This is a genomic window from Georgfuchsia toluolica (genome assembly GCF_907163265.1).
GTDB classification, from domain to species: Bacteria; Pseudomonadota; Gammaproteobacteria; order Burkholderiales; family Rhodocyclaceae; genus Georgfuchsia; species Georgfuchsia toluolica.
This window is the reverse complement of the sequence record NZ_CAJQUM010000001.1, coordinates 428582-448194: the sequence shown is the minus strand read 5'-3', so window position 1 is coordinate 448194 and position 19613 is coordinate 428582. Positions and strand designations below refer to the sequence as shown.

General features: G+C 57.0%; 23 protein-coding genes and 1 tRNA gene. 1 reads left to right on the top strand and 23 read right to left on the bottom strand.

The genetic code is table 11. The annotated features are described in order from the left end of the window. Window positions 1-38 precede the first annotated feature (38 nt). The 17 genes from K5E80_RS02105 to pstS all read right to left on the bottom strand — a co-directional run bounded on the left by K5E80_RS02105 (window position 39) and on the right by pstS (window position 13448). The gene (locus tag K5E80_RS02105; RefSeq protein ID WP_220634599.1) at window positions 39-518 is read right to left on the bottom strand and encodes a NuoB/complex I 20 kDa subunit family protein; all 480 of its coding nucleotides are present in this window, start codon (window positions 516-518) and stop codon (window positions 39-41) included. A 198-nt stretch (window positions 519-716) separates the two neighbouring features. After that, on the bottom strand, window positions 717-1091 hold the full coding sequence (locus K5E80_RS02100; RefSeq protein WP_220637199.1) for an NADH-quinone oxidoreductase subunit A: 375 nt from the start codon (window positions 1089-1091) through the stop codon (window positions 717-719). Window positions 1092-1153: 62 nt separating this feature from the next. Next, window positions 1154-1238, bottom strand: a tRNA-Leu gene (locus tag K5E80_RS02095). A 119-nt stretch (window positions 1239-1357) separates the two neighbouring features. Then, complete coding sequence (gene frdD / locus K5E80_RS02090) at window positions 1358-1699, bottom strand: fumarate reductase subunit FrdD (protein WP_220634598.1); 342 nt, start codon at window positions 1697-1699, stop codon at window positions 1358-1360. A gap of 2 nt (window positions 1700-1701) precedes the next feature. Then, window positions 1702-2100, bottom strand: coding sequence for a fumarate reductase subunit C (locus K5E80_RS02085; RefSeq protein WP_220634597.1), 399 nt, complete (start codon window positions 2098-2100; stop codon window positions 1702-1704). After that, the gene (locus K5E80_RS02080; protein WP_343213220.1) at window positions 2085-2843 is read right to left on the bottom strand and encodes a succinate dehydrogenase/fumarate reductase iron-sulfur subunit; all 759 of its coding nucleotides are present in this window, start codon (window positions 2841-2843) and stop codon (window positions 2085-2087) included. Before K5E80_RS02080 ends, K5E80_RS02085 begins: the two co-directional genes overlap by 16 nt. Continuing rightward, window positions 2840-4597, bottom strand: a complete 1758-nt coding sequence (frdA, locus tag K5E80_RS02075) for a fumarate reductase (quinol) flavoprotein subunit (RefSeq protein ID WP_220634596.1) — start codon at window positions 4595-4597, stop codon at window positions 2840-2842. Before frdA ends, K5E80_RS02080 begins: the two co-directional genes overlap by 4 nt. An 82-nt stretch (window positions 4598-4679) precedes the next feature. Further along, window positions 4680-5441 (bottom strand): class I SAM-dependent methyltransferase, encoded by a 762-nt coding sequence (locus K5E80_RS02070; protein ID WP_220634595.1) that lies wholly within the window; start codon window positions 5439-5441, stop codon window positions 4680-4682. Between the two features lie 202 nt (window positions 5442-5643). Beyond that, entirely contained in the window at window positions 5644-5997 is a 354-nt protein-coding gene (gene secG, locus K5E80_RS02065; RefSeq protein ID WP_220634594.1) for a preprotein translocase subunit SecG, read from the bottom strand. Between the two features lie 17 nt (window positions 5998-6014). Beyond that, window positions 6015-6761 carry a triose-phosphate isomerase gene (gene tpiA / locus K5E80_RS02060; protein WP_220634593.1) on the bottom strand — a complete coding sequence of 249 codons (747 nt, stop codon included), beginning with the start codon at window positions 6759-6761 and terminating at the stop codon, window positions 6015-6017. Window positions 6762-6846: 85 nt separating this feature from the next. Beyond that, window positions 6847-8154, bottom strand: a complete 1308-nt coding sequence (gene phoR, locus K5E80_RS02055; RefSeq protein ID WP_220634592.1) for a phosphate regulon sensor histidine kinase PhoR — start codon at window positions 8152-8154, stop codon at window positions 6847-6849. Beyond that, window positions 8151-8858, bottom strand: a complete 708-nt coding sequence (phoB, locus tag K5E80_RS02050; RefSeq protein WP_220634591.1) for a phosphate regulon transcriptional regulator PhoB — start codon at window positions 8856-8858, stop codon at window positions 8151-8153. Before phoB ends, phoR begins: the two co-directional genes overlap by 4 nt. Then, window positions 8855-9580, bottom strand: coding sequence for a phosphate signaling complex protein PhoU (phoU, locus tag K5E80_RS02045; RefSeq protein ID WP_220634590.1), 726 nt, complete (start codon window positions 9578-9580; stop codon window positions 8855-8857). The genes phoB and phoU overlap by 4 nt, the downstream gene beginning before the upstream one ends. Window positions 9581-9590: 10 nt before the next feature. Then, a complete protein-coding gene (pstB, locus tag K5E80_RS02040; RefSeq protein WP_220637197.1) occupies window positions 9591-10367 on the bottom strand; it encodes a phosphate ABC transporter ATP-binding protein PstB in 777 nt (258 codons plus the stop codon). 41 nt (window positions 10368-10408) lie between these two features. Beyond that, window positions 10409-11254 carry a phosphate ABC transporter permease PstA gene (gene pstA / locus K5E80_RS02035; RefSeq protein ID WP_220634589.1) on the bottom strand — a complete coding sequence of 282 codons (846 nt, stop codon included), beginning with the start codon at window positions 11252-11254 and terminating at the stop codon, window positions 10409-10411. Window positions 11255-11369: 115 nt separating this feature from the next. After that, window positions 11370-12317 (bottom strand): phosphate ABC transporter permease PstC, encoded by a 948-nt coding sequence (gene pstC / locus K5E80_RS02030; protein ID WP_220634588.1) that lies wholly within the window; start codon window positions 12315-12317, stop codon window positions 11370-11372. A 93-nt stretch (window positions 12318-12410) separates the two neighbouring features. Next, window positions 12411-13448 carry a phosphate ABC transporter substrate-binding protein PstS gene (pstS, locus tag K5E80_RS02025; RefSeq protein WP_220634587.1) on the bottom strand — a complete coding sequence of 346 codons (1038 nt, stop codon included), beginning with the start codon at window positions 13446-13448 and terminating at the stop codon, window positions 12411-12413. Between the two features lie 546 nt (window positions 13449-13994). Between pstS and K5E80_RS02020 the strand changes: the two genes are divergently transcribed. Beyond that, window positions 13995-14387, top strand: coding sequence for a diacylglycerol kinase (locus K5E80_RS02020; RefSeq protein WP_220634586.1), 393 nt, complete (start codon window positions 13995-13997; stop codon window positions 14385-14387). 89 nt (window positions 14388-14476) lie between these two features. Here the strand turns inward: K5E80_RS02020 and arsA are convergent, their stop codons facing one another. From arsA to K5E80_RS01990, 6 genes are all read right to left on the bottom strand, one after another. Next, window positions 14477-16228: an arsenical pump-driving ATPase gene (gene arsA / locus K5E80_RS02015; protein ID WP_220634585.1), complete on the bottom strand. Its 1752-nt coding sequence runs from the start codon at window positions 16226-16228 to the stop codon at window positions 14477-14479. A gap of 15 nt (window positions 16229-16243) precedes the next feature. Continuing rightward, a complete protein-coding gene (gene arsD / locus K5E80_RS02010; protein WP_220634584.1) occupies window positions 16244-16615 on the bottom strand; it encodes an arsenite efflux transporter metallochaperone ArsD in 372 nt (123 codons plus the stop codon). Window positions 16616-16714: 99 nt separating this feature from the next. Further along, a complete protein-coding gene (gene arsB / locus K5E80_RS02005) occupies window positions 16715-17770 on the bottom strand; it encodes an ACR3 family arsenite efflux transporter (protein ID WP_220634583.1) in 1056 nt (351 codons plus the stop codon). A 37-nt stretch (window positions 17771-17807) separates the two neighbouring features. Beyond that, entirely contained in the window at window positions 17808-18224 is a 417-nt protein-coding gene (locus K5E80_RS02000) for an arsenate reductase ArsC (protein WP_220634582.1), read from the bottom strand. Between the two features lie 8 nt (window positions 18225-18232). Continuing rightward, complete coding sequence (locus tag K5E80_RS01995) at window positions 18233-18595, bottom strand: ArsR/SmtB family transcription factor (protein WP_220634581.1); 363 nt, start codon at window positions 18593-18595, stop codon at window positions 18233-18235. A 60-nt stretch (window positions 18596-18655) separates the two neighbouring features. Beyond that, window positions 18656-19483: a lysophospholipid acyltransferase family protein gene (locus K5E80_RS01990; RefSeq protein WP_220634580.1), complete on the bottom strand. Its 828-nt coding sequence runs from the start codon at window positions 19481-19483 to the stop codon at window positions 18656-18658. Between the last annotated feature and the right edge of the window lie 130 nt (window positions 19484-19613).

The following is a 19613-nucleotide window of genomic DNA, read 5'->3' as shown; positions in this document are numbered from 1 at the left end:
CAATATCAGCAGGTCAATGTATGGGCAACGTTAATAGATTAGCGGCGGGCGATTGTTGAAGTACGCCTGATCTTGTTCTTCAACTGAATGATGCCGTAGAGCAACGCTTCCGGCGTCGGCGGGCAGCCAGGCACGTAGATATCGACTGGCACGATGCGATCAACGCCACGCACCACCGAATAAGCATAATGGTAATAACCGCCGCCGTTGGCGCAGGAACCCATCGAAATCACCCAACGCGGTTCGGGAATCTGGTCATAAACCTTGCGTAGCGCGGGAGCCATCTTGTTGGTCAACGTGCCGGCAACAATCATTAGATCCGACTGGCGCGGAGTAGCCCGGAACAACATGCCAAAGCGGTCGATGTCATAGCGCGCGGCGCCAGTGTGAATCATTTCGATCGCGCAACAGGCAAGGCCAAAAGTCACTGGCCACACTGAACCGGTACGCGCCCAGTTAATGAGTTTATCGAGCGAGGTAGTAACAAAACCTTCCTGCATCAGTCCTTCGATACTCATGGCGCCTCCATGAGGTGACATGAGCCACCATATTCAAGCACTCCCACTCCCTGCCTCTCCCTCCAAGTGGGAGAGGTGACTAATTGCCCCTGCCCTCGGGGCAGGGGACAGGGGATAGGTGCTTCATTTTCCCATGGGCCAAGGGCGCCCACGAACATGCTGGCCACGGTAGAAAGAAATGAAAAATGCATGACGCTCTTATTCCCAGTCCAGGGCGCCTTTGGCCCAGGCATAGATATAGCCGACAAGCAGGATGGCGAGAAACACCAGCATCTCGATGAATCCGAAGAACTTGACCTCAGGGGTATTGACGATCTCTTTAAAAATCGTCGCCCAGGGGAAGAGGAAGGCAATTTCCAGATCGAACAAAATAAAGAGGATGGCGATCAGGTAATAACGCACATCGAATTTCTGACGTGCGTCTTCAAAGGGTTCAAAACCGCATTCATATGCGGAATTTTTTTCTGCATCGGGCCGGTGCGGAGCAACAAACCAGCCCAGTATAATTGGCAGACACCCAACAACAGTGCCAACAACCATAAATACCAATATTGAAAAATAACTTTCCAACATATCCACTTTGCGGTATTCGCCGCATCACTCGGTGCCTGCAAATGCAGGCACACCTTGTTACCTGGTGCCGACGGTGAGACTCGAACTCACACGACTTTCGTCACTACCCCCTCAAGATAGCGTGTCTACCAATTTCACCACGTCGGCCCAACCACATCTATCGCTTTTGCATACTAACTATGCCGCCGAGTGGCAGGAACTCTGCTACCCAAATTATATATCAACTTTCTTCGCAGCAATTAACTTTGCCACGAAGAAAGTTTCGCTCAAATACCTGCCAGATAAACCACTGTCGCAATACTGCCCACTCCCGCGAGCGCATAGAACACGATGGCAACCAAGGTGTCGGCACGCAGGCCAAAGTCAAAGCAGGTAATGCGCAACCGGTGTGCCTGGCTCCAAAGCAGCAGGAAGATCACGACGAAGGTCACCACCTTGCCGAACCAGTGCGCGACTACGCTATGCAGCTTCACATAGTCGAGGCCGGGAGGGACATGACCAGTCGCGGCAAGCAGGAAAAGCAAAATCAGGATCGGCGCAACGAACGCGGCGACCGTGCCGCCCGCTGCGAAGGTACCCCAGATGATGGGTTTATTCGACTTGGCCATGATCAGTAGACTCCCCACAGAACGATCAACGACAGCACAACCCAAATTGCATAATGCGCGTTGCGCACCAGACTGTCCGGCGCCATGTCCTCGCCGAACTGCAGCGGCAAAGCCTTGGGTGCGACGTTAAACCAGGTGAAAGTATTGTAAAGCGCGAAGGCCAAAGCCAGTGCCAGGAAAAGTATATAGCCTGGTGTCTGTATTTGCATCAGAAAACTTTCCCATTGCGTCTGCCCCTGGGATAAACGGCCAAGACCGCAAAGCAAAATCGCAGTGAAGATGCCGATGAAAATCGACGTCACCTCGCGCGCCATATAGCGCATATAGCGTGGCATCCGGAAGTACCAAGTGGTCGGCGGACATTCGCGTACGTAGGGTCTGCGGCTCATTTTTTCACCCATGTCATAAAGTGCTCGAGATACCAGTCGACGGTGCTGGCCACCTTCACCTGCTGCAGTGCCGCCGCCGGGTCAACATGCTTCGGACAAACCTCTGAACATGCGCCGACAAACGTACACTCCCAGACGCCTTCATTGGTCGCGACTTCTTCCTGACGTTCATCACGCCCGCCGTCCCGCGAATCCAGGTTATACCGGTGAGCCAGAGTAATTGCTGCAGGTCCGATGAACTTCGGATGCAGGCCATACTCAGGGCAGGCTGCATAGCAAAGCATGCAATTGATACACATGGCGAACTGCCGGTAACGTTTCAGTTGCGCCGGCGTCTGCTTGTATTCACCTTCGGTCGGTGCGCGTTTTTCGCCTTCTATCAGATAGGGTTTAACGCGTTTCAGCTTGGCCATGAAGTCGTCCGCAACGGTAACCAGATCGCGCTCGATCGGGAAGTGGGCCAGCGGCTCGATCCGAATCACACCGGTGTAATCACGCAACATAGCCTTGCAGGCGAGCTTCGGCTCGCCATTGATCATCATGCCGCAGCTGCCGCACACCTGCATGTGGCAGGACCAGCGATAGGCCAGCGTCGGGTCGAGATTGTCCTTGAGATAATTAAGGGCATCGAGCACGCACCATTCGTTGATGCAGGGGACCGAATAACGCTGAAGTCTCGGCTCCTGATCCGTCTCGGGGTTGTAGCGCAGCACTTCGAGCTCAACCTGTCGAGCTCCCATTCTGTTTTCAGTCATTTCTTGGCTCCCGAGTAATCGCGTACACCCGGTTGGGACTTTGTGATCACCACATCTCGATAGTCAATACTCGGCGCTTCCAAGCCTTTGAAGTAGGCCATTGAGTGTTTCAGATACTTGACATCGTCGCGCGCCGTGTAGTCGAGGCGCTGGTGGGCGCCGCGCGACTCCTTGCGCTCGCGTCCGCTCGTCATCAGAGCTTCGGCGCAGTCAAGCATATTGCCCAACTCCAGCGCCGAAAGCAGATCGGTGTTGTAGACGTTGGTCTTGTCGTGCAGCGTGATGTCCTGGTAGCGGTGGCGCAGTTCAGAGAGCTTCTTGCAGCTCTTGTCCATGCCTTCCTGAGTACGGTAGATGCCGGCACCTTCTTCCATGGTATCGGTCATTTCCTTGCGCAGGCCGGCGATCGACTCCTTGTCGGAATTGCGCATGAACAACTCACGTATCTTGGATTGATTGGCTTCGGCCTGCGCCGTCAGCGCCGCTTCATTGCCCGGCCTGACGCCAGCCGCGTAAGAGGCGGCCGACAGTGCAGCACGGTGACCGAAGACGAGGATCTCGACCAGGGAATTGGAGCCGAGGCGATTGGCGCCGTTGATGCTGACGCAGGCACACTCGCCGGCTGCGAACAGACCGGGCAGCGAAGTTGCGGATTTAGTATCGGTGTGAATGCCGCCCATCATGTAGTGCATCACCGGACGGATCGGTATCATCTCATGCACCGGGTCCAAGCCCAAGTAACTAATGCAGATGTCACGCACGAAAGGCAGTCTTTCGTCCATCTTCTTCTCGCCCAAGTGGCGCATGTCCAGCCAGACGCAGTCGCCCCAATCAGTCTTGACGGCGCGCCCCTTCTGCATCTCACCCCAGATGGCTTGACTGACGCGGTCGCGCGGGCCCAACTCCATGGTCTTCAGCACCGGCTTGCCCTTGGGTGTCTCCGGCCCCATGCCGTAGTCTTGCAGAAAGCGGTAGTTGTCCTTGTTCAGCAGCACGCCGCCTTCGGCGCGACAAGCTTCTGTCAACAACGTACCGGTATTGGGCAACCCAGTCGGATGGTATTGCACGAATTCCATGTCCTTCAGCGGTGCGCCGGCACGGTAGGCCATGGCCATGCCATCCCCGGTATTGACGTTGCCATTGGTGTTGAAGGGGAACATGCGCCCGGCACCGCCGCCAGCGATAATCACGGCTTTGGCGTTGAAGCGACGCATCTGGCCGGTACGCATCTCGATCGCGGTAAGCCCCTGGCAGCGCCCATCATCGACCAGCAGGTCGGTGGCGAAATATTCGTCGAAGCGTTGGATCTGCGGGAACTGTAGCGAGGTCTGGAACAGGGCGTGCAGAATATGAAAGCCTGACTTGTCGGCGGCAAACCAAGTACGCTGGATCTTCATGCCGCCGAAGGGGCGCACCGCCACAGAACCGTCTTCTTCTCGGTTCCATGGGCAGCCCCAGTGTTCCAGTTGCATCAGTTCCTTTGGTGCCTCGTGAATGAAGTACTCGACCGCATCCTGGTCGCACAACCAATCGCCGCCACCCACCGTATCATGGAAGTGATGGTCGTAGCTGTCGTCAGGCTTGATCACCCCCGCCGCGCCACCTTCCGCCGCGCAGGTATGGCTGCGCATCGGATAGACCTTTGAGATCAGGGCAATGCGCAAATTCGGTGCTTCCTGCGCCAGCGCAATGGCAGCGCGCAACCCGGCTCCTCCGGCCCCTATGATGGCCACATCTGTCTGGATCGTCTCCATTACCTCTCCTCAAACATCAATACAAACACAAACGAGCGCATACACGATTCCTTCGCAGGTTGTGACATGAACCAGCCCCTCATCAAGGCTGGGGTTTTACCGCACGGTGAAATCCAATCATGCCGGCCAGCAGGGTTTTTGCCGATACATCGCAGAAACCCTGTCGGCGCAACACTTCGGACAGCTCATCCGCCGAATAGAACATCTCCAGCGCGTCGATAAAATATTTCTTGGCGTTCATCGCGGCAGTGCCGCTCCTGAACAACAGGCCGGTAATCGCAAGGCAGCTGCGCAGATATCCATAATAGAGTTTCTCGACGGTAGGACTGCCCGGCCGCAGCATGTCGCAATGGTGGAAGCTCCCACCCGGCTTGAGTACGCGGCGAATTTCCTTGAATATCTCTTCAACGCGAAGGTGCCGCGTCGCATATTGCAGCGTGACCCGGTCGAAATAATTGTCAGGAAAGGGAATCGTATGCACATCGCAAATCGTGCTGTCGATGTGCAGACCCAAGGCCTCCGCTCGCTGCCGACCCACCGTCTGCATTGCCTCGCTACGATCAATGGCATGCACCTTGAGGTTGGGTTCGCGCTTCAGCAATGCAATACCGACAGCATTAGTGCCGGCACAGACATCCAGCACCCTCAGATCCGGAGCGACAGGAATGGTCGCCATGAAGCTGGAGCGGAACCAGTTCCATAATCCAAGGCTGGCGACAAAATTGGCGCGGTCATAATAAGGCGCCACATCGACAAAGATATCGTGTAAATCCCGCTTCCAGATGGTTGAAAAGCGCTTTTCGCGCAACTCCTCGCGCAGTGCGAGTGGGGGTGGAGGGCTCATGGGCAGGATTATCGCTTATTGTCTTTTTGTTAGGCTCAGGGTCGAGCAATAATTAGCTATATATGTTACATCCGACTTGGCCGGCAGATTTGATTTATATCAAATCTGCCGGCGGGATGCAAAGGAGATGCCATCATCTTCCGTGCATGAGAAGCACGTTTTGTCATAACAACTAATGAACGGCATCACGATGGCCAGCTTGTTATTTTGGAATTTCTTTGGCCTTCGAATCCGCGGCAGGTGCCGTCGGAGCAGCCGGTAGCGGCACCGGTACTTGCACCTTGGCCTTGTCCATCACGCTGCCGGCAGCGCGCGGGCGATTGGTGGCAATATAGGATAACGACAGGCTGGTGATGAAAAAAACCGCCGCCAGCACCGCCGTCGCGCGCGACAGAAAATTGGCCGAGCCACTGGAGCCGAACAGGCTGCCGGAAGCACCGCTGCCGAAAGCCGCCCCCATGTCGGCACCCTTGCCATGCTGAATCAGTACCAGCCCGATGACGGAAATGCCAACCAGAATGTGAATGGCGAGTACGAAGTTGTATGTAAAATCCATATTAATCCCTCAATCAATCATGCTGCTGCACAAATGGCAAGAAAATCCGCCGCCACCAGCGATGCGCCGCCGATCAAACCACCGTCGATATCGGGCTGACCGAACAATTCCTGCGCGTTGGACGGCTTGACGCTGCCGCCATAAAGAATCCGCACCCCTTGTGCCACGCCCGCGTCCTCCTGCGCGATGCGAGCCCGGATCAGGGCATGTACTTGCTGCGCCTGCTGCGGACTTGCCGTCCTGCCGGTACCAATCGCCCATACCGGCTCGTACGCAACCACGGCATGTGCCAATGCACCGATACCAGCAACAGCGAGCACCGCGTTTAACTGTCTTGTCACCACGGCGGCGGTAATATCGGCCTCGCGCTCGGCCAGTGTCTCGCCGACGCACAAAATGGGGGTCACCCCCGCCTTTAGCGCTGCACTAAACTTGGCGGCCACCACGGTATCGGTATCGCCGTAAAACGAGCGCCGTTCCGAATGACCGACGATAGCGTAGATACAGCCGAAGTCTGTCAGCATGGTTGCGCTAACCTCGCCGGTATAAGCACCGGTCGCATGTTCTGAGACATCCTGCACACCCCATGCCACGGCACTGCCGCCCAGTACCGAGCGCGCCTGCGCCAGATAGGGATAGGGCACGCACAATGCCACATCGATCCCACCCGCGTCCGTGCCGCTGCGCACTGCATTTAGCAGGCCCAGATTGCTGGCAAGGCTGCCATGCATTTTCCAGTTGCCGGCGACGAAGGATTTGCGCATGGGAGAAATCAAGGGGTTAAAGCGAGGGATGAAGCTGTGCAATTTTAGCCGCCACAGCCCATGCGGTCAAATCGCAGCGGTCAAGTCAGGCTGCCAGACTTGCTGAAACAATCAGCCTTGCGGCAGGAAACACGGCTTTGAACGTACTGCCCGCACCGAGAGCCGAATCGATTTCCAACCGCGCCTGATGGTTGAGCAGGGCATGCTTGACGATCGCCAGTCCCAGGCCGGTACCGCCGGTCTGCGCCGAGCGCCCTTTGTCGACACGATAGAAACGTTCCGTGAGCCGGGGCAGGTGCTCGGCCGCGATACCGATGCCGTTATCGGCGACACTGAACACCGGTGCTCCATTCTCGGTGTGCCAGCGCAGCTTGATGATGCCTCCCGCCGGTGTATAGCGCACGGCGTTGCTGACAAGGTTGCCGAAGGCACTGCGCAGTTCATTGACGCTACCCAGCAGGTTGCCAGCCTCATCCTGTACTTCGAATACATGTTTCCCATTGCTCAGGGCGCGGCCATCCTCGACCAGCGCCGCAATCAGGGCCGGCATGTCGACCACTTCCCCGGGCAGGGGTTGCTGACGATTTTCCAGTTTCGACAACGTGAGCAGGTCGCCGACCAGGCGATTCATACGCTGCGCCTGATCGTGCAACATATTGGTGAAATTCGCCCGCGTCGCCGGATCCATGCCGGGGTCGTGTACGAGGTGTTCAAGAAAGCCGAGCACCACGGTCAGCGGCGTGCGCAATTCATGCGATACGTTGGCGACAAAGTCGCGGCGCATGGTTTCGACGCGCTCGATTTGCGACACATCGCGCGACAGCAGCAGCCGGTTGCTCACCGCAAACGGGATCACGACGACGGAGAACACGCGCGCATCGGATGGCACCGAACGCAGCAACAGCGGTTCACTGAAATTACTACCGCCGATATATTCGGCAAAACCCGGCTGGCGCAGCAGATTCGTCACCAGCGTGCCGCCGTCGCGCCCGGGATCGAGGCCGAACTGCGCCTGTGCCGCCGGGTTGAACCAGTCGATGCGGTTCTCGCTGTCGAGCATGATCACGCCATCGGGCAAGGCACCCGCCGCTTCGCGGAACCGCTCCAGCGAGGCAGCAAGATTGGCACGGCTGCGTTCCTGATCGCGCTGGGCGCGATAGAGGTCGGCGAACACCTGACCCCAGGCGCCACTGGCATCGGGTACGGTCTCGGTAGCCGGCGATTGCAGCCACTTGCGCAACTGGTTGAGCAGACGCCAATGCAATATCACGGCAATCAGCAACAGCAGGCAGGCCATTATCAATGCCGCCGTGATGCCGAAGAAGACGCCGATCACCATACAGGGCAAGGCGCCCAGCAGCAGCCGCAGGAACAGCGAGTTCCAGAAGTTCATTGCTGTTGCTGTGCCGGGCTGACCCGCGTCGACATCTTGTATCCAACACCGCGCACGGTCTCGACCAGTTCCTCGCCATCGTCGCCCAGGCAGGCGCGCAGCCGTCGTACGTAGACATCCACCGTGCGTTCCTCGATGAAGCGGTGGTCACCCCACACCGCATTGAGCAGTTGCTGGCGGCCGAAAACGCGATTGGGATGCGACATCAGGTAATGCAGCAGCTTGTATTCGGTGGGGCCAATTTCGACCTCGCTGCTGTCAAGCATTACCGTATGTGCCGAAGGATCGAGCTTGAGCCGGCCCAATTCGATGAGGTCGCCGCTATGCTGCGGCGCGCGCCGGCGCAGCACGGCACGGATGCGCGCCACCAGTTCGCGCGGACTGAATGGCTTGGGCAGGTAATCATCGGCGCCAATCTCCAGTCCCGCAACACGGTCGCTTTCGTCAGCGCGCGCCGTCACCATGATCATTGGCAACTCGCGCGTGCGCGGGTTCTGCCGCAACTGGCGCGCGAAGACACTGCCCGACATGCCGGGCAGCATCAGGTCCACCAGCACCACATCGGGCAGCACGCTGGCAACCGCCGTTTGGGCCTCTTCCGCCGAACCCACAATCTGCACATTAAACCCCGCCTGCACCAGTGAGTAGCGCAGCACTTCCTGGATCGAGGCATCGTCTTCGATGACCAGCACACGCGTACTCATGATTGAGTTCCATCTGACAGCGCTTCGCGCTCAAGCTGATCGATGCCGATATGCCGCACATTCTTGCCCTTGACGATGTAGATCACACTCTCGGCGATGTTCTTGACGTGATCGCCGATGCGCTCCAGGGCTTTCGAGACAAAGACGATGTCGAGCACAGTCGATATGGTGCGCGGGTCTTCCATCATGTAGGTGATCAGCACACGCAAAAAGCTGCGGAAGTTTTCATCCACCGTCTTGTCCTCACGCACGATGCGCGCTGCTGCGACCGGATCGAGGCGCACGAAAGCGTCAAGCACGTCGCGCAGCATGCGCACGCCGGCATCGCCCATGATGCGAACATCATTGAGACGCGGCACCAGCAGATGGTCGCGCTGGTAGATCTGGCGCCCCATGCGCGCAATCTTGTCGGCCTCGTCGCCAATGCGCTCCAGATCAGTCACAATCTTGCTCACCGCCATCACCATGCGCAGGTCGCCGGCGGTCGGCTGGCGGCGCGCGATGAGGTGGGCGCAGTCGTCGTCGATGCTGACTTCGAAGGCGTTGACCTGGTGGTCATCGGCAATGACCCGCTCAAAGCCATCCTTGTCGCCGTTCATGAAGGCTTCCACGGCGTGGCTGATCTGGGTTTCGACCAGGCCGCCCATCTGCATCACGCGCGAGCGCAGCTCTTCCAGTTCGGAATCGAATTTTTTCGATACGTGTTCGGACATAAGTGCCATGTTTGCTCTCCTAGCCGAAACGGCCGGTTATGTAGTCTTCAGTCCGCTTGTCGCGCGGTTTGATGAAAATGTCATCGGTGCGGCCGAACTCGACCAGTTCGCCCAGATACATGTAGGCGGTAAAGTCGGAAACGCGCGCCGCCTGCTGCATATTGTGGGTAACGATGGCAATCGTGAACTCATCCTTGAGCTCGCTCACCAGTTCTTCGATGCGCATGGTCGAGATAGGATCCAGCGCCGAGGTCGGCTCGTCGAGCAACAGCACCTGCGGCTTGACCGCGATGCCGCGCGCGATGCACAGGCGCTGCTGCTGGCCGCCCGACAGGCTCATGCCGCTCTGGCCCAGCTTGTCTTGCACCTCGCCCCACAGCGCCGCCTTCTTCAGCGACCATTCGACGCGCTCGTCCATTTCGACACGCGACAGCCGTTCATGCAGACGCACGCCGAAGGCGATGTTTTCATAAATCGACATTGGAAACGGCGTCGGCTTCTGGAACACCATGCCGACCCGCGCACGCAGCGCGTTGAGATCGGTGCCGCGTTCCAGGATGTTGGTGCCGTCCAGCAGCAGTTGTCCCTCGGCGCGCTGCTCGGGATACAGGTCGTACATGCGGTTCATGGTCCTTAGCAGCGTGGATTTGCCGCAGCCGGACGGACCGATGAAGGCCGTCACCTTGCGCTGATAAATGTCGAGGTTGATGTTGCGCAACGCCCGATATTTGCCGTAAAAGAAATTGAAGTCCCTGAATACAATCTGCGCCTTCAAATCGGCTGCCGACTCCTGCATGACGGGTTCGCGTTCAATTTTCACTGTGTACATCTCCTGCGTCATGAATGCTTTTTCCTGAACACGACCCTGGCCAGAATATTCAATAGCAGAACGCCAAGGGTGATCAAAAATACCCCCGCCCAGGCAAGTCCCTGCCATTCCTTGAAGGGACTCATGGCGAATTTGAAAATAGTCACCGGCAGCGTCGCCATCGGTTTTTGCATGTCCAATGTCCAGAACTGATTGGACAGCGAGGTAAACAGCAGCGGCGCCGTTTCGCCCGAGATGCGGGCCACTGCCAGCATGATCCCGGTCATGATGCCGGTCAGCGAGGCACGCACGGTGATTTTGCCGATCACCGTCCATTTTGGCGCACCGAGCGCGAAGGCCGCTTCGCGCACGGTATTGGGCACCAATTGCAGCATGTTTTCCGTCGTTCTCAGGACCACCGGAATTACGATCAGGGCCAGGGCCATGACGCCAGCCATGGCCGAGAAATGGCCCACTCTGGCCACATAAATTTCGTAAACAAACAAACCAATGATGATCGACGGCGCCGACAGCAACAGGTCATTGACGAAGCGGGTCGTATGGCCCAGCCAAGTGTGCTTGCCATACTCGGCCAGATAAATGCCGGCCATCATGCCGACCGGTGTGCCTACCAGCGTGGCCAGCAAAATCAGGATCAGGCTGCCGGCAATGGCATTCGCCAGCCCGCCATCGGCAGAACCGGGTGGCGGCGTCATTTGCGTAAACAAGTTGAGGGAAAAGCTTGCCAGGCCCAGGTCGATGGTGGTGGTCAGAATCCATGCCAGCCAGAACAGGCCAAATGCCATGGCCAACAACGAAACAGTCAACGCCAAGCGATTTTTGAACTTGCGCACCCGCCCCAGGTTCATCAACATTGGAGTGCCCTCCCCCCAACCCCCTCCCCAGGGAAGGGGGTGACGATTGTTCGCGAGCGGTGCCCGCTCCATGTGCTTGACTGCACCGCCCTTGGGGCGGCCCGGCGGGCGGCGCTCATGTCTTGCTTCCCTCTGCGGCCGACAAGCGCATCAACATCAGCTTGGAGCAGGCCAGAACCACCAGCGTGATGAAAAACAGGATCAGGCCCAGTTCGATCAGCGACGCCGTATATATCTCGGATTCGGCTTCGGCAAACTCGTTCGCCAGCGCCGAAGCGATGCTGTTGCCGGGCAGGAACAAGGAAAATCCGTTGAAGAAATTCATGTTGCCGATCAGGAAAGTGACGGCCATGGTCTCGCCCAGCGCACGACCGAGGCCGAGCATGATGCCGCCGACAACCCCCACCTTGGTATAGGGCAGCACAATGTTCCACACCACTTCCCAGGTCGTCGCACCAAGCGCGTAGGCCGACTCCTTGAGCATCGCCGGCGTCACCTCGAACACATCGCGCATCACCGAGGCGATGAATGGAATCGTCATTACGGCAAGAATTACCCCGGCGCAAAGGATCCCGATCCCCAGCGGCGCCCCTTCGAATAATTTACCCAGCAGGGGAACATTGCCCAGCGTATTGGCCAACGCCGGCTGCACGTACTTGCCGAAGATGGGAGCGAACACCAGCAAACCCCACATGCCGTAAACAATGCTCGGTATGCCGGCGAGTAACTCAATCGCAATACCGAGCGGCCGACGCAGCCAGGGGGGGGAAAGTTCTGTCAGAAACAAGGCAATGCCGAAACTGATCGGCACCGCGATCACCAGGGCCACCAGCGATGTCGCCAGCGTGCCGTAGATCGGAATCAACGCACCGAATTTCTCCATCGGCGGATTCCAGTCGCCGGTCCAGAGAAAAGTCCAGCCAAATTGCCTGATCGCCGGCATCGCGCCGATGAACAAGGAAATAATGATGCCAATCAGCATCAGCAAAGTCGCCAGCGCGAAAAATCGCGTCAGGTTGAAAAACAGGATATCGCCGAAAGGACGCCGGGGAGTTGGGCTCACGCTACTTGTTCTGGTTGCCACAGCGTTGTTCAAGGTGGTCCCTAGACAGAAAGCCCGCACCGCCAACTGGCGGTGCGGGATACGCACAGTTTATTACTTGCCGCTCCAGACCGGTTTGCCCGAGGCGTCCTTGATGTCCGTCCATGACTTGTGGATCAGCTTGACCAAGCTCTCGGGCAAAGGAACATAATCGAGTTCCAGCGCCATTTGTCCACCGTTCTTGTAGGCCCATTCAAAGAACTTGAGCACTTCCGCGCCCTGCTCCGGCTTGTCCTGTACCTTGTTCATAATGATGAAAGTGGCGCCGGAAATCGGCCATGCATCCTTTTCCGGCTGGTTGGTCAGGATCGCGTAGAACGCAGACTTGGTCCAGTCCGCGGCAGCCGCGGCCGACTTGAAAGTTTTATCGTCGGGCAGCGGGTAATTGCCGGCCGCATTTTGCAGCAGCGTATAAGTCATCTTGTTCTGCTTGGCATAGGCGTACTCGACATAACCGAGCGAGCCCGGGATGCGCTGCACGAAGGCCGACACGCCCTCGTTGCCCTTGCCGCCGAGACCCACCGGCCATTGCACGGCCGTGCCTTCACCAACCTTGGTTTTCCATTCTTTGCTGACCTTGGACAGGTAGTTGGTAAAAATGAAAGTCGTGCCGGAACCATCGGCACGGCGCACGACAGCGATGGCCTGGTCGGGAAGAGCCACGCCTGGATTGAGGTCGGCCAGCGCCTTGTCGTTCCACTTGACGATCTTGCCCAGATAAATGTCGGCCAGCACTGGGCCGGTCAGCTTGATTTTGCCGGACGGAACGCCAGGCAGGTTGTACACCAGCACTTCGCCGCCGATCACGGCCGGGAACTGCATCAGGCCACCCTTGTCGAGATCTTCCGGCTTGAGCGGCATGTCGGAGGCGCCGAAATCGACGGTCTTGGCGGTGATCTGCTTGATGCCGCCGCCGGAGCCGATCGACTGGTAGTTGATCTTGTTGCCGGTGGCCTTTTGATAGGCATCGGCCCATTTTGCATAAATCGGGGCGGGAAAAGTTGCCCCGGCGCCCGTCACTTCCACGGCCTGGGCCGAGCCAAACACCAGACCAGCGGTCGCCGCCAGGGAAATCAATCTGAAATTGCGCATTGCCAAATCCTTCCCAAAAGGAGTTGAAACTCGATGAAGACATTGCGCAGTCTAGGGAGGCTGTGTGACATGAATGTGACACACGGCAGAAATATTACAGCGGACCGACTTGCCATTAGAAGATGAAGGCGCGGGAAAATCGCCGCAATCGCAGGGCGCCACCATGCCGCCTGCCTGTTCAAACCGGAGATCGCACACATGCTGCTGGACGGCCCTACACTGCTCGCACGAATGTTGCAACAGGCCAGGGAATTCGCGACATCCTGGTCGGCGCCCGAACGCGCGCGGCACTGGCGGTGCTGTATCGATCATTGACGAATTAGAATCAGAAACATTTCACCACGGCGACACGGCGGGCACTTCGAGAAACAAAGACAAGGCATTTACAAGGATATGGGGAAAGACAAAGTCGAAATGTTTTCTGGTTTTGCTTTTCTCCGTGTGCTCCATGCTTTCCATGGTTATTGCTTTTGCCTTTCGCCGTGCCCGCCGTGTCGCCGTGTCGCCGTGTCGGCGTGGTTAATTGCTTTTAGATGGAAACAACTTATGGACAACGCTACTGAAAGTCCCTTCAAGGGCAAGACCGGCCTGCGCCGTGTCTGGAACGCCTTCGGCTATTCGCTGGCCGGCTTCTCTGCGGCCTATCGCCATGAAGATGCATTTCGCCAGGAGGCATGGCTGGCGCTGGTGTTGATTCCGCTCGCGCTGTTTCTACACGTTGGTAGCGCAGCGAGCAGCATCGGCAAGGCACTGATGATCGGCAGTGTGCTTCTCGTGCTGATTGTCGAACTGCTCAACTCAGCCATTGAGGCCGCTGTCGATCGCGTCTCACTGGAGAACCATCACCTCGCTGCGCGGGCCAAGGACATCGGCAGCGCCGCCGTCATGGTGTCGCTGCTGAATGTCGTCGTGATCTGGGGACTGGTGCTGTTCTTCTAAAGACATACGTCCGCCGCAAAAGCAACATGCCTTGGCAACCAAGATAGTTGCTGCTACTTGATCAAAGGAGTTGGACAACCACAAGTTCATTAACTAAACAGTTGAGAAAGTCCTGCCAAGCCAACAGGTGCCTCAGCGAACCACAGAATTAATGCGCTACGTGTGGCAAGTCCATCGACCACGCGCCTGATAAAAGGCACCTCATAAGCGCCTCGCTGAGCAAGTAGCGGATCCTTGGTGCCGCTCGCCAATAACGATTGATTGATCACCCAGGCAAAAGGCTTGATACCAGCCCGCGTCAAGTCGCCCTGCAAACGCTCCGCTTCATGGACGGGAGTAGCTTCCGGCAACGTCACAATCAGGACATGGGTGTAGTCCTTGTCGCGCAACCGGGGCAACAGCTCTCGCACTGACTCCGGCATGTCGCCTTGAGTACGCATCACCTCGCGGTGATATGCCTCGGCGGCGTCGAGTAGCAGGATGGTGTGCCCTGTCGGTGCAGTATCCAGAACGACGAATCCTTCCTTGCCGCTGTGTACTGTTCGAGCAAAGGCGCGGAAGACTGCAATTTCCTCCGTGCAGGGCGAACGCAGATCCTCTTCGAGCATGGCCAACCCGGAGGCATCGAGACTCTTCCCGGCTTTCTCCACCACCTCCCGGGTGTACTTGGCCACTTCGACTTCCGGATCAATGCGGGTGACGGTCAGGCCGGGAACTGCGCCATTTATCGCCGATGCCACATGCGCCGCCGGGTCAGTCGTCGACAGGATGACCCTGCTGCCCCGCTTCGCCAGTGCCAGCGCAATCGAAGCGGCGACGGTGGTTTTGCCAACGCCACCCTTGCCCATGGTCATGATGACTCCATGGCCAACTTTGGCGATTTCTTCGATTAATGGCTTTAGTTCCGACGGCAATTCCGTGTGGGGAATTCCATTTGCATTTTCTGGAACTGCTGGAATTTCCGCATGAGTCATCAAGCGTAATGATTCGAGACCGACTGTTCCGCGAGGAAGAAATGGAATTGTCGTACCTGGCAACTCAGCGAGCGCTTCCGGCATTTGAGCCAAGGCCTGTGCGGCGCGGGATGACATGGCGTCGGCAATTGCATCTTCATGGTTCGGAGTAAAGAACAATCCGTTGATGACCAGATGCATATTCCGGACACCCAGGTCCGCCAATTCGTTTCGGGTACGGTTCGCCTCTTTGAGGGATGCTGCCTCGGGACGAGTCACCAGGATGACCGTGGTTTCCATCGGACTGGACAATCGCGCCACGGTTGCTGCGTACAGGGCTTTCTGTTTTTCGAGACCGGCAAGGGGACCAAGACATGAAGCGCCACCGGTGGAAGTGGAGATGAATTCATCCCAAGCCGATGGCAGCGTAAGCAATCTCAGCGTATGCCCAGTGGGTGCCGTATCAAAAATCACATGGTCGAATTGTGCCGTCGCAGCGGGGTCGCCCAGCAGTTTGGAGAACTCGTCAAACGCCGCGATTTCGACAGTGCAAGCGCCCGAGAACTGTTCTTCCATGCTCTGTATGGCTGCCGGCGGCAGCACCCCGCGGTACGGAGCCACCATGCGTTCCCGATAGGCTTGAGCAGCGGCCTCAGGGTCGATATTCAGCGCGTAGAGACCAGTCGCACCCGGAATCGCTGTTGGTGTTTGTCCAAGCGTGACACCCAGCACCTCATCAAGGTTGGACGCTGGGTCGGTACTGACAATCAGCACCTGCTTGCCCGCATCAGCGAGTACAAGTCCGGTGGCGCAGGAGAGTGACGTCTTGCCGACGCCGCCTTTTCCGGTAAAGAACAAGTAGCGTGTCTCAACGTTGGGGAGTGCCATAGTATCTTTCTGCTCTTAGCAACAGTCGGACTTGGGCATACAGCACGCGCCGCCGACTTTGATATGGGGTTTTTCGGCCCCGGTCAAAGCAATGCCCAGCTTCTGGGCCAATTGCTGGCGGGAGGGATACATCCCGGTGGTAACGATATGGCCGTTTATCGCCAGGATAGGCAGGCGGTCCATACCGGCTTCCATTTCCTTCACTATCTCAGGGTTGGCAGCGAACGCTTGCGGCTCCTGGCCGAGGTTATGGCGAACGACGGTGATACCGTGCTCTTCGACCCATTTCAGGTCGGCGGCGAACTGGGCCAGCACGGGGTCAACTTCCACGCCGCAAACGCCAGTGGAACAACACATGGCAGGGTCATACACTTCGAGCTTTTTCATGCTTATCTCCTTAGATGGCACACTTGAATGGCCGCAGCCTGAGTAGGCGTGCCTTGATGCAAAAACCGACTAGTCGAATGAATGCGAACCACCAGGCGACTATGCAGTCGCTTCTCCGACAAAAAACCGTTTCTTAAACCATAGGGACACAGTCACCAGTCCAATCATCACTGGAACTTCGACGAGAGGGCCGATGACTGCTGCAAAGGCGGCGCCTGAATTAATGCCATATACCGCAACAGCTACTGCGATGGCCAACTCAAAATTATTGCTCGCAGCAGTAAATGACAGTGTTGCGCACTTCTTGTAGCCGGCTCCGATTTTGCGGCTTATGAAGAACGAAATCAGGAACATCACCACAAAGTAAATCAACAGCGGGATGGCGATGCGTACCACATCCATCGGGATGGTAATAATCAGCTTGCCCTTGAGGCTAAACATAACAACGATGGTGAAAAGCAACGCCACCAAGGTGATGGGGCCTATTCTCGGGACAAAGCGTTCGTGATACCAATCCTTCGATACGAAACGCAGCATGATGACACGGGTCAGCACGCCAGCCACGCAGGGAATGCCGAGGTAGATGAAGACGCTCTTCGCAATCTGATTTATCGAGATGTCCACCACCGAACCGGATAGTCCAAATATTGGAGGCAATACCGTGACGAACAGCCAAGCGTAAACGCTGAAAAACAGCACTTGGAAGATTGAATTGAAAGCGACCAAACCGGCAGCGTACTCGGTCGAACCTTTGGCAATCTCGTTCCAGACAATCACCATGGCAATGCATCGGGCCAAGCCGATCATGATGAGACCAACCATGTATTCCGGCTTGTCGGGAAGGAAGATGATGGCCAGGGCAAACATCAAGATGGGACCGACAATCCAGTTCTGAATCAGCGAAAGGCCGAGCACCTTCTTGTCGCTGAATACATCAGGCAACTCTTCATAGCGTACTTTTGCGAAAGGCGGATACATCATCAGTATCAGACCGAACGCAATGGGAATATTGGTCGTTCCGACCTGGAATGAATTGATGAAGTCCTCAATCCTGGGCACAAAGTAGCCTAAGCCAACGCCCAGTCCCATTGCCGCAAAAATCCAGACAGTGAGGTACCTGTCCAAAAAAGATAGTTTCCTGGTTACTTCGCTCATCACATTTTCCTAACTTGTTGTCGAGCAGAATATTTGCTTACAGGCTGAGGGCCTGGCGGACTGCTGGAATAAGACGGGCGCGGATGTCATCGCGAACAGCGATAAAACTTTCCAGTGGCTCGCCATGCGGGTCGTGGAACGGCAGGTGAATGCGCGGCACCGGACGCGGAAATACTGGACAGGTTTCTTTGGCGTTGTCGCAGACAGTAACCACCAGGTCAATCGATTCGTTAATGACTGCGTCGATATCTTTCGGGTACAGGCCTTCCGTGGGCAGTCCCAGCAGTTTCAAAGCTTCAATCGCACCTTCCGCCACCATGCGTTGCGGCTTGGTACCCGCAGAGAGGCCACGCACTTGGCCCTTGAGGTCGTGATTCAAAATCACCTCGGCCATTTGGGAGCGGCAGGAGTTTCCGGTGCAAAGTACCAGGACTTTATAGATACGTTTAGCCATGTCGCATCCTAAGAAGATTTGGTTTTCCTGACCGCTACCCTGCGTTTGGCGGTGGTATTGCAGGCACTGGTCTTGGGCAGGCAAGCCTCGCCCTGGCAGCAATTACGGGTCAGGAAAGCAAGAAGAGCATCCATTGCGGCATAATCGGCGGAGTAGCGAATAAAACGGCTTTCCCGCTTGCCCTTGATGAGACCCACCCGAGTCAAGTGCGCCAGATGGAAAGACAGCGTGGCTGGCGGCAAATCCAATTTATCGCCGATGGCACTGGCGACCATGCCCTCAGGGCCGGCTTCGACCAGCAGCCGGAATATGCCCAAGCGGGATTCGTGGCCCAAGGCGGCCAGACTTTCAGCGGCGGTTAACATTTTCATTATTAGAGTATTGTCGAAATGTTCGACAAAAGCAAGTCAAGACATCAGGCAGCACGCGGATCAGGTCAGCTGAGTACGGCCGTCGCCAACATCCTGTGGATGAACGCCACACCTTTGCAAACGCATTCCGGCCCTTGCTTTATCCAGGTAGCTGTGAATACGATGCTGCGCCTGATGCGCGAGATGTCGCCGATTCTGCCCATCGGAATCGATAGTCGGCAGGAAGCAGACATGCACTGCAAGATCGCTCGCGGTGACAATGGCGCGTAGGGATTGCCACAGGCTGATATCGCCGACATAGGCCGCCACCCGTGAAGGTTCTCCGTTGGGTCCGCTGTATTGCAATACAGCGGGCGCCACATGCGCCCCGGCATCGATGGCCGATTGAAACAGCGCGCCATGAAAAGGCATTACGGAATCGCCATAGCCGGTGGTTCCCTCCGGGAATATGCTGACACAGTTATGCATCTGCAATTCATCCGTCAGCCGCTCCTTGGTCCGCATTGCGGCATTGCGGCTGCCGCGTTCCATGAAAACGGTCCCGGTTTGTGCGCTGAGCCAGCCGATCACCGGCCAGCCGCGTACATCGTCTTTGGACACAAAAGTCGTTGGCAGCAGGGCATTGATGGCATATACATCAAGCCACGAAATGTGATTCGCGACGAGAAGTGCGCCGCCAGGAGGCGTTCCGCTCGACAACAGTCGCACCCCCAGAGTATTCAGCAGTTGCCGCGACCAGCGAACCTTCAACCACAGTCGGGCACCGCGTGGCAGCAGCGGAAACGCGAGCGCCACTGTTGCCACACCCCACAGCAGATGCAGCCCGATGCGGGCCAGGCGAAAAGCAGCGCGGATATTGGTGACAAAGTTCAGTTTTTGGCGCTCCACATAATGACGGGAACAGCGATCCGCGCCACAAAATTGACTGCCCGATATTGTAAGGGAGCTTTATTACAACTATGCCTCCCTGGTTGTTTGTTGCGTCAGTGTCAGCAAGGATTGCGCGATGTCACCCGAG

Bases quoted from the DNA above. Each gene is read 5' to 3' on its own strand.
- arsA (WP_220634585.1), bottom strand. From the start codon at position 16,228: ATGGCACTCCCCAACGTTGAGACACGCTACTTGTTCTTTACCGGAAAA.
- arsB (WP_220634583.1), bottom strand. From the start codon at position 17,770: ATGAGCGAAGTAACCAGGAAACTATCTTTTTTGGACAGGTACCTCACT.
- tpiA (WP_220634593.1), bottom strand. From the start codon at position 6,761: ATGCGCAAATCCTTCGTCGCCGGCAACTGGAAAATGCATGGCAGCCTT.
- K5E80_RS02105 (WP_220634599.1), bottom strand. From the start codon at position 518: ATGAGTATCGAAGGACTGATGCAGGAAGGTTTTGTTACTACCTCGCTC.
- pstA (WP_220634589.1), bottom strand. From the start codon at position 11,254: ATGTTGATGAACCTGGGGCGGGTGCGCAAGTTCAAAAATCGCTTGGCG.
- K5E80_RS02070 (WP_220634595.1), bottom strand. From the start codon at position 5,441: ATGAGCCCTCCACCCCCACTCGCACTGCGCGAGGAGTTGCGCGAAAAG.
- phoB (WP_220634591.1), bottom strand. From the start codon at position 8,858: ATGAGTACGCGTGTGCTGGTCATCGAAGACGATGCCTCGATCCAGGAA.
- K5E80_RS02085 (WP_220634597.1), bottom strand. From the start codon at position 2,100: ATGGGTGAAAAAATGAGCCGCAGACCCTACGTACGCGAATGTCCGCCG.
- pstS (WP_220634587.1), bottom strand. From the start codon at position 13,448: ATGCGCAATTTCAGATTGATTTCCCTGGCGGCGACCGCTGGTCTGGTG.
- secG (WP_220634594.1), bottom strand. From the start codon at position 5,997: ATGGATTTTACATACAACTTCGTACTCGCCATTCACATTCTGGTTGGC.
- pstB (WP_220637197.1), bottom strand. From the start codon at position 10,367: ATGCAGGAGTCGGCAGCCGATTTGAAGGCGCAGATTGTATTCAGGGAC.
- phoU (WP_220634590.1), bottom strand. From the start codon at position 9,580: ATGGCACTTATGTCCGAACACGTATCGAAAAAATTCGATTCCGAACTG.
- K5E80_RS01995 (WP_220634581.1), bottom strand. From the start codon at position 18,595: ATGAAAATGTTAACCGCCGCTGAAAGTCTGGCCGCCTTGGGCCACGAA.
- frdA (WP_220634596.1), bottom strand. From the start codon at position 4,597: ATGGAGACGATCCAGACAGATGTGGCCATCATAGGGGCCGGAGGAGCC.
- phoR (WP_220634592.1), bottom strand. From the start codon at position 8,154: ATGAACTTCTGGAACTCGCTGTTCCTGCGGCTGCTGCTGGGCGCCTTG.
- K5E80_RS02100 (WP_220637199.1), bottom strand. From the start codon at position 1,091: ATGTTGGAAAGTTATTTTTCAATATTGGTATTTATGGTTGTTGGCACT.
- frdD (WP_220634598.1), bottom strand. From the start codon at position 1,699: ATGGCCAAGTCGAATAAACCCATCATCTGGGGTACCTTCGCAGCGGGC.
- K5E80_RS02020 (WP_220634586.1), top strand. From the start codon at position 13,995: ATGGACAACGCTACTGAAAGTCCCTTCAAGGGCAAGACCGGCCTGCGC.
- K5E80_RS02080 (WP_343213220.1), bottom strand. From the start codon at position 2,843: ATGACTGAAAACAGAATGGGAGCTCGACAGGTTGAGCTCGAAGTGCTG.
- K5E80_RS02000 (WP_220634582.1), bottom strand. From the start codon at position 18,224: ATGGCTAAACGTATCTATAAAGTCCTGGTACTTTGCACCGGAAACTCC.
- arsD (WP_220634584.1), bottom strand. From the start codon at position 16,615: ATGAAAAAGCTCGAAGTGTATGACCCTGCCATGTGTTGTTCCACTGGC.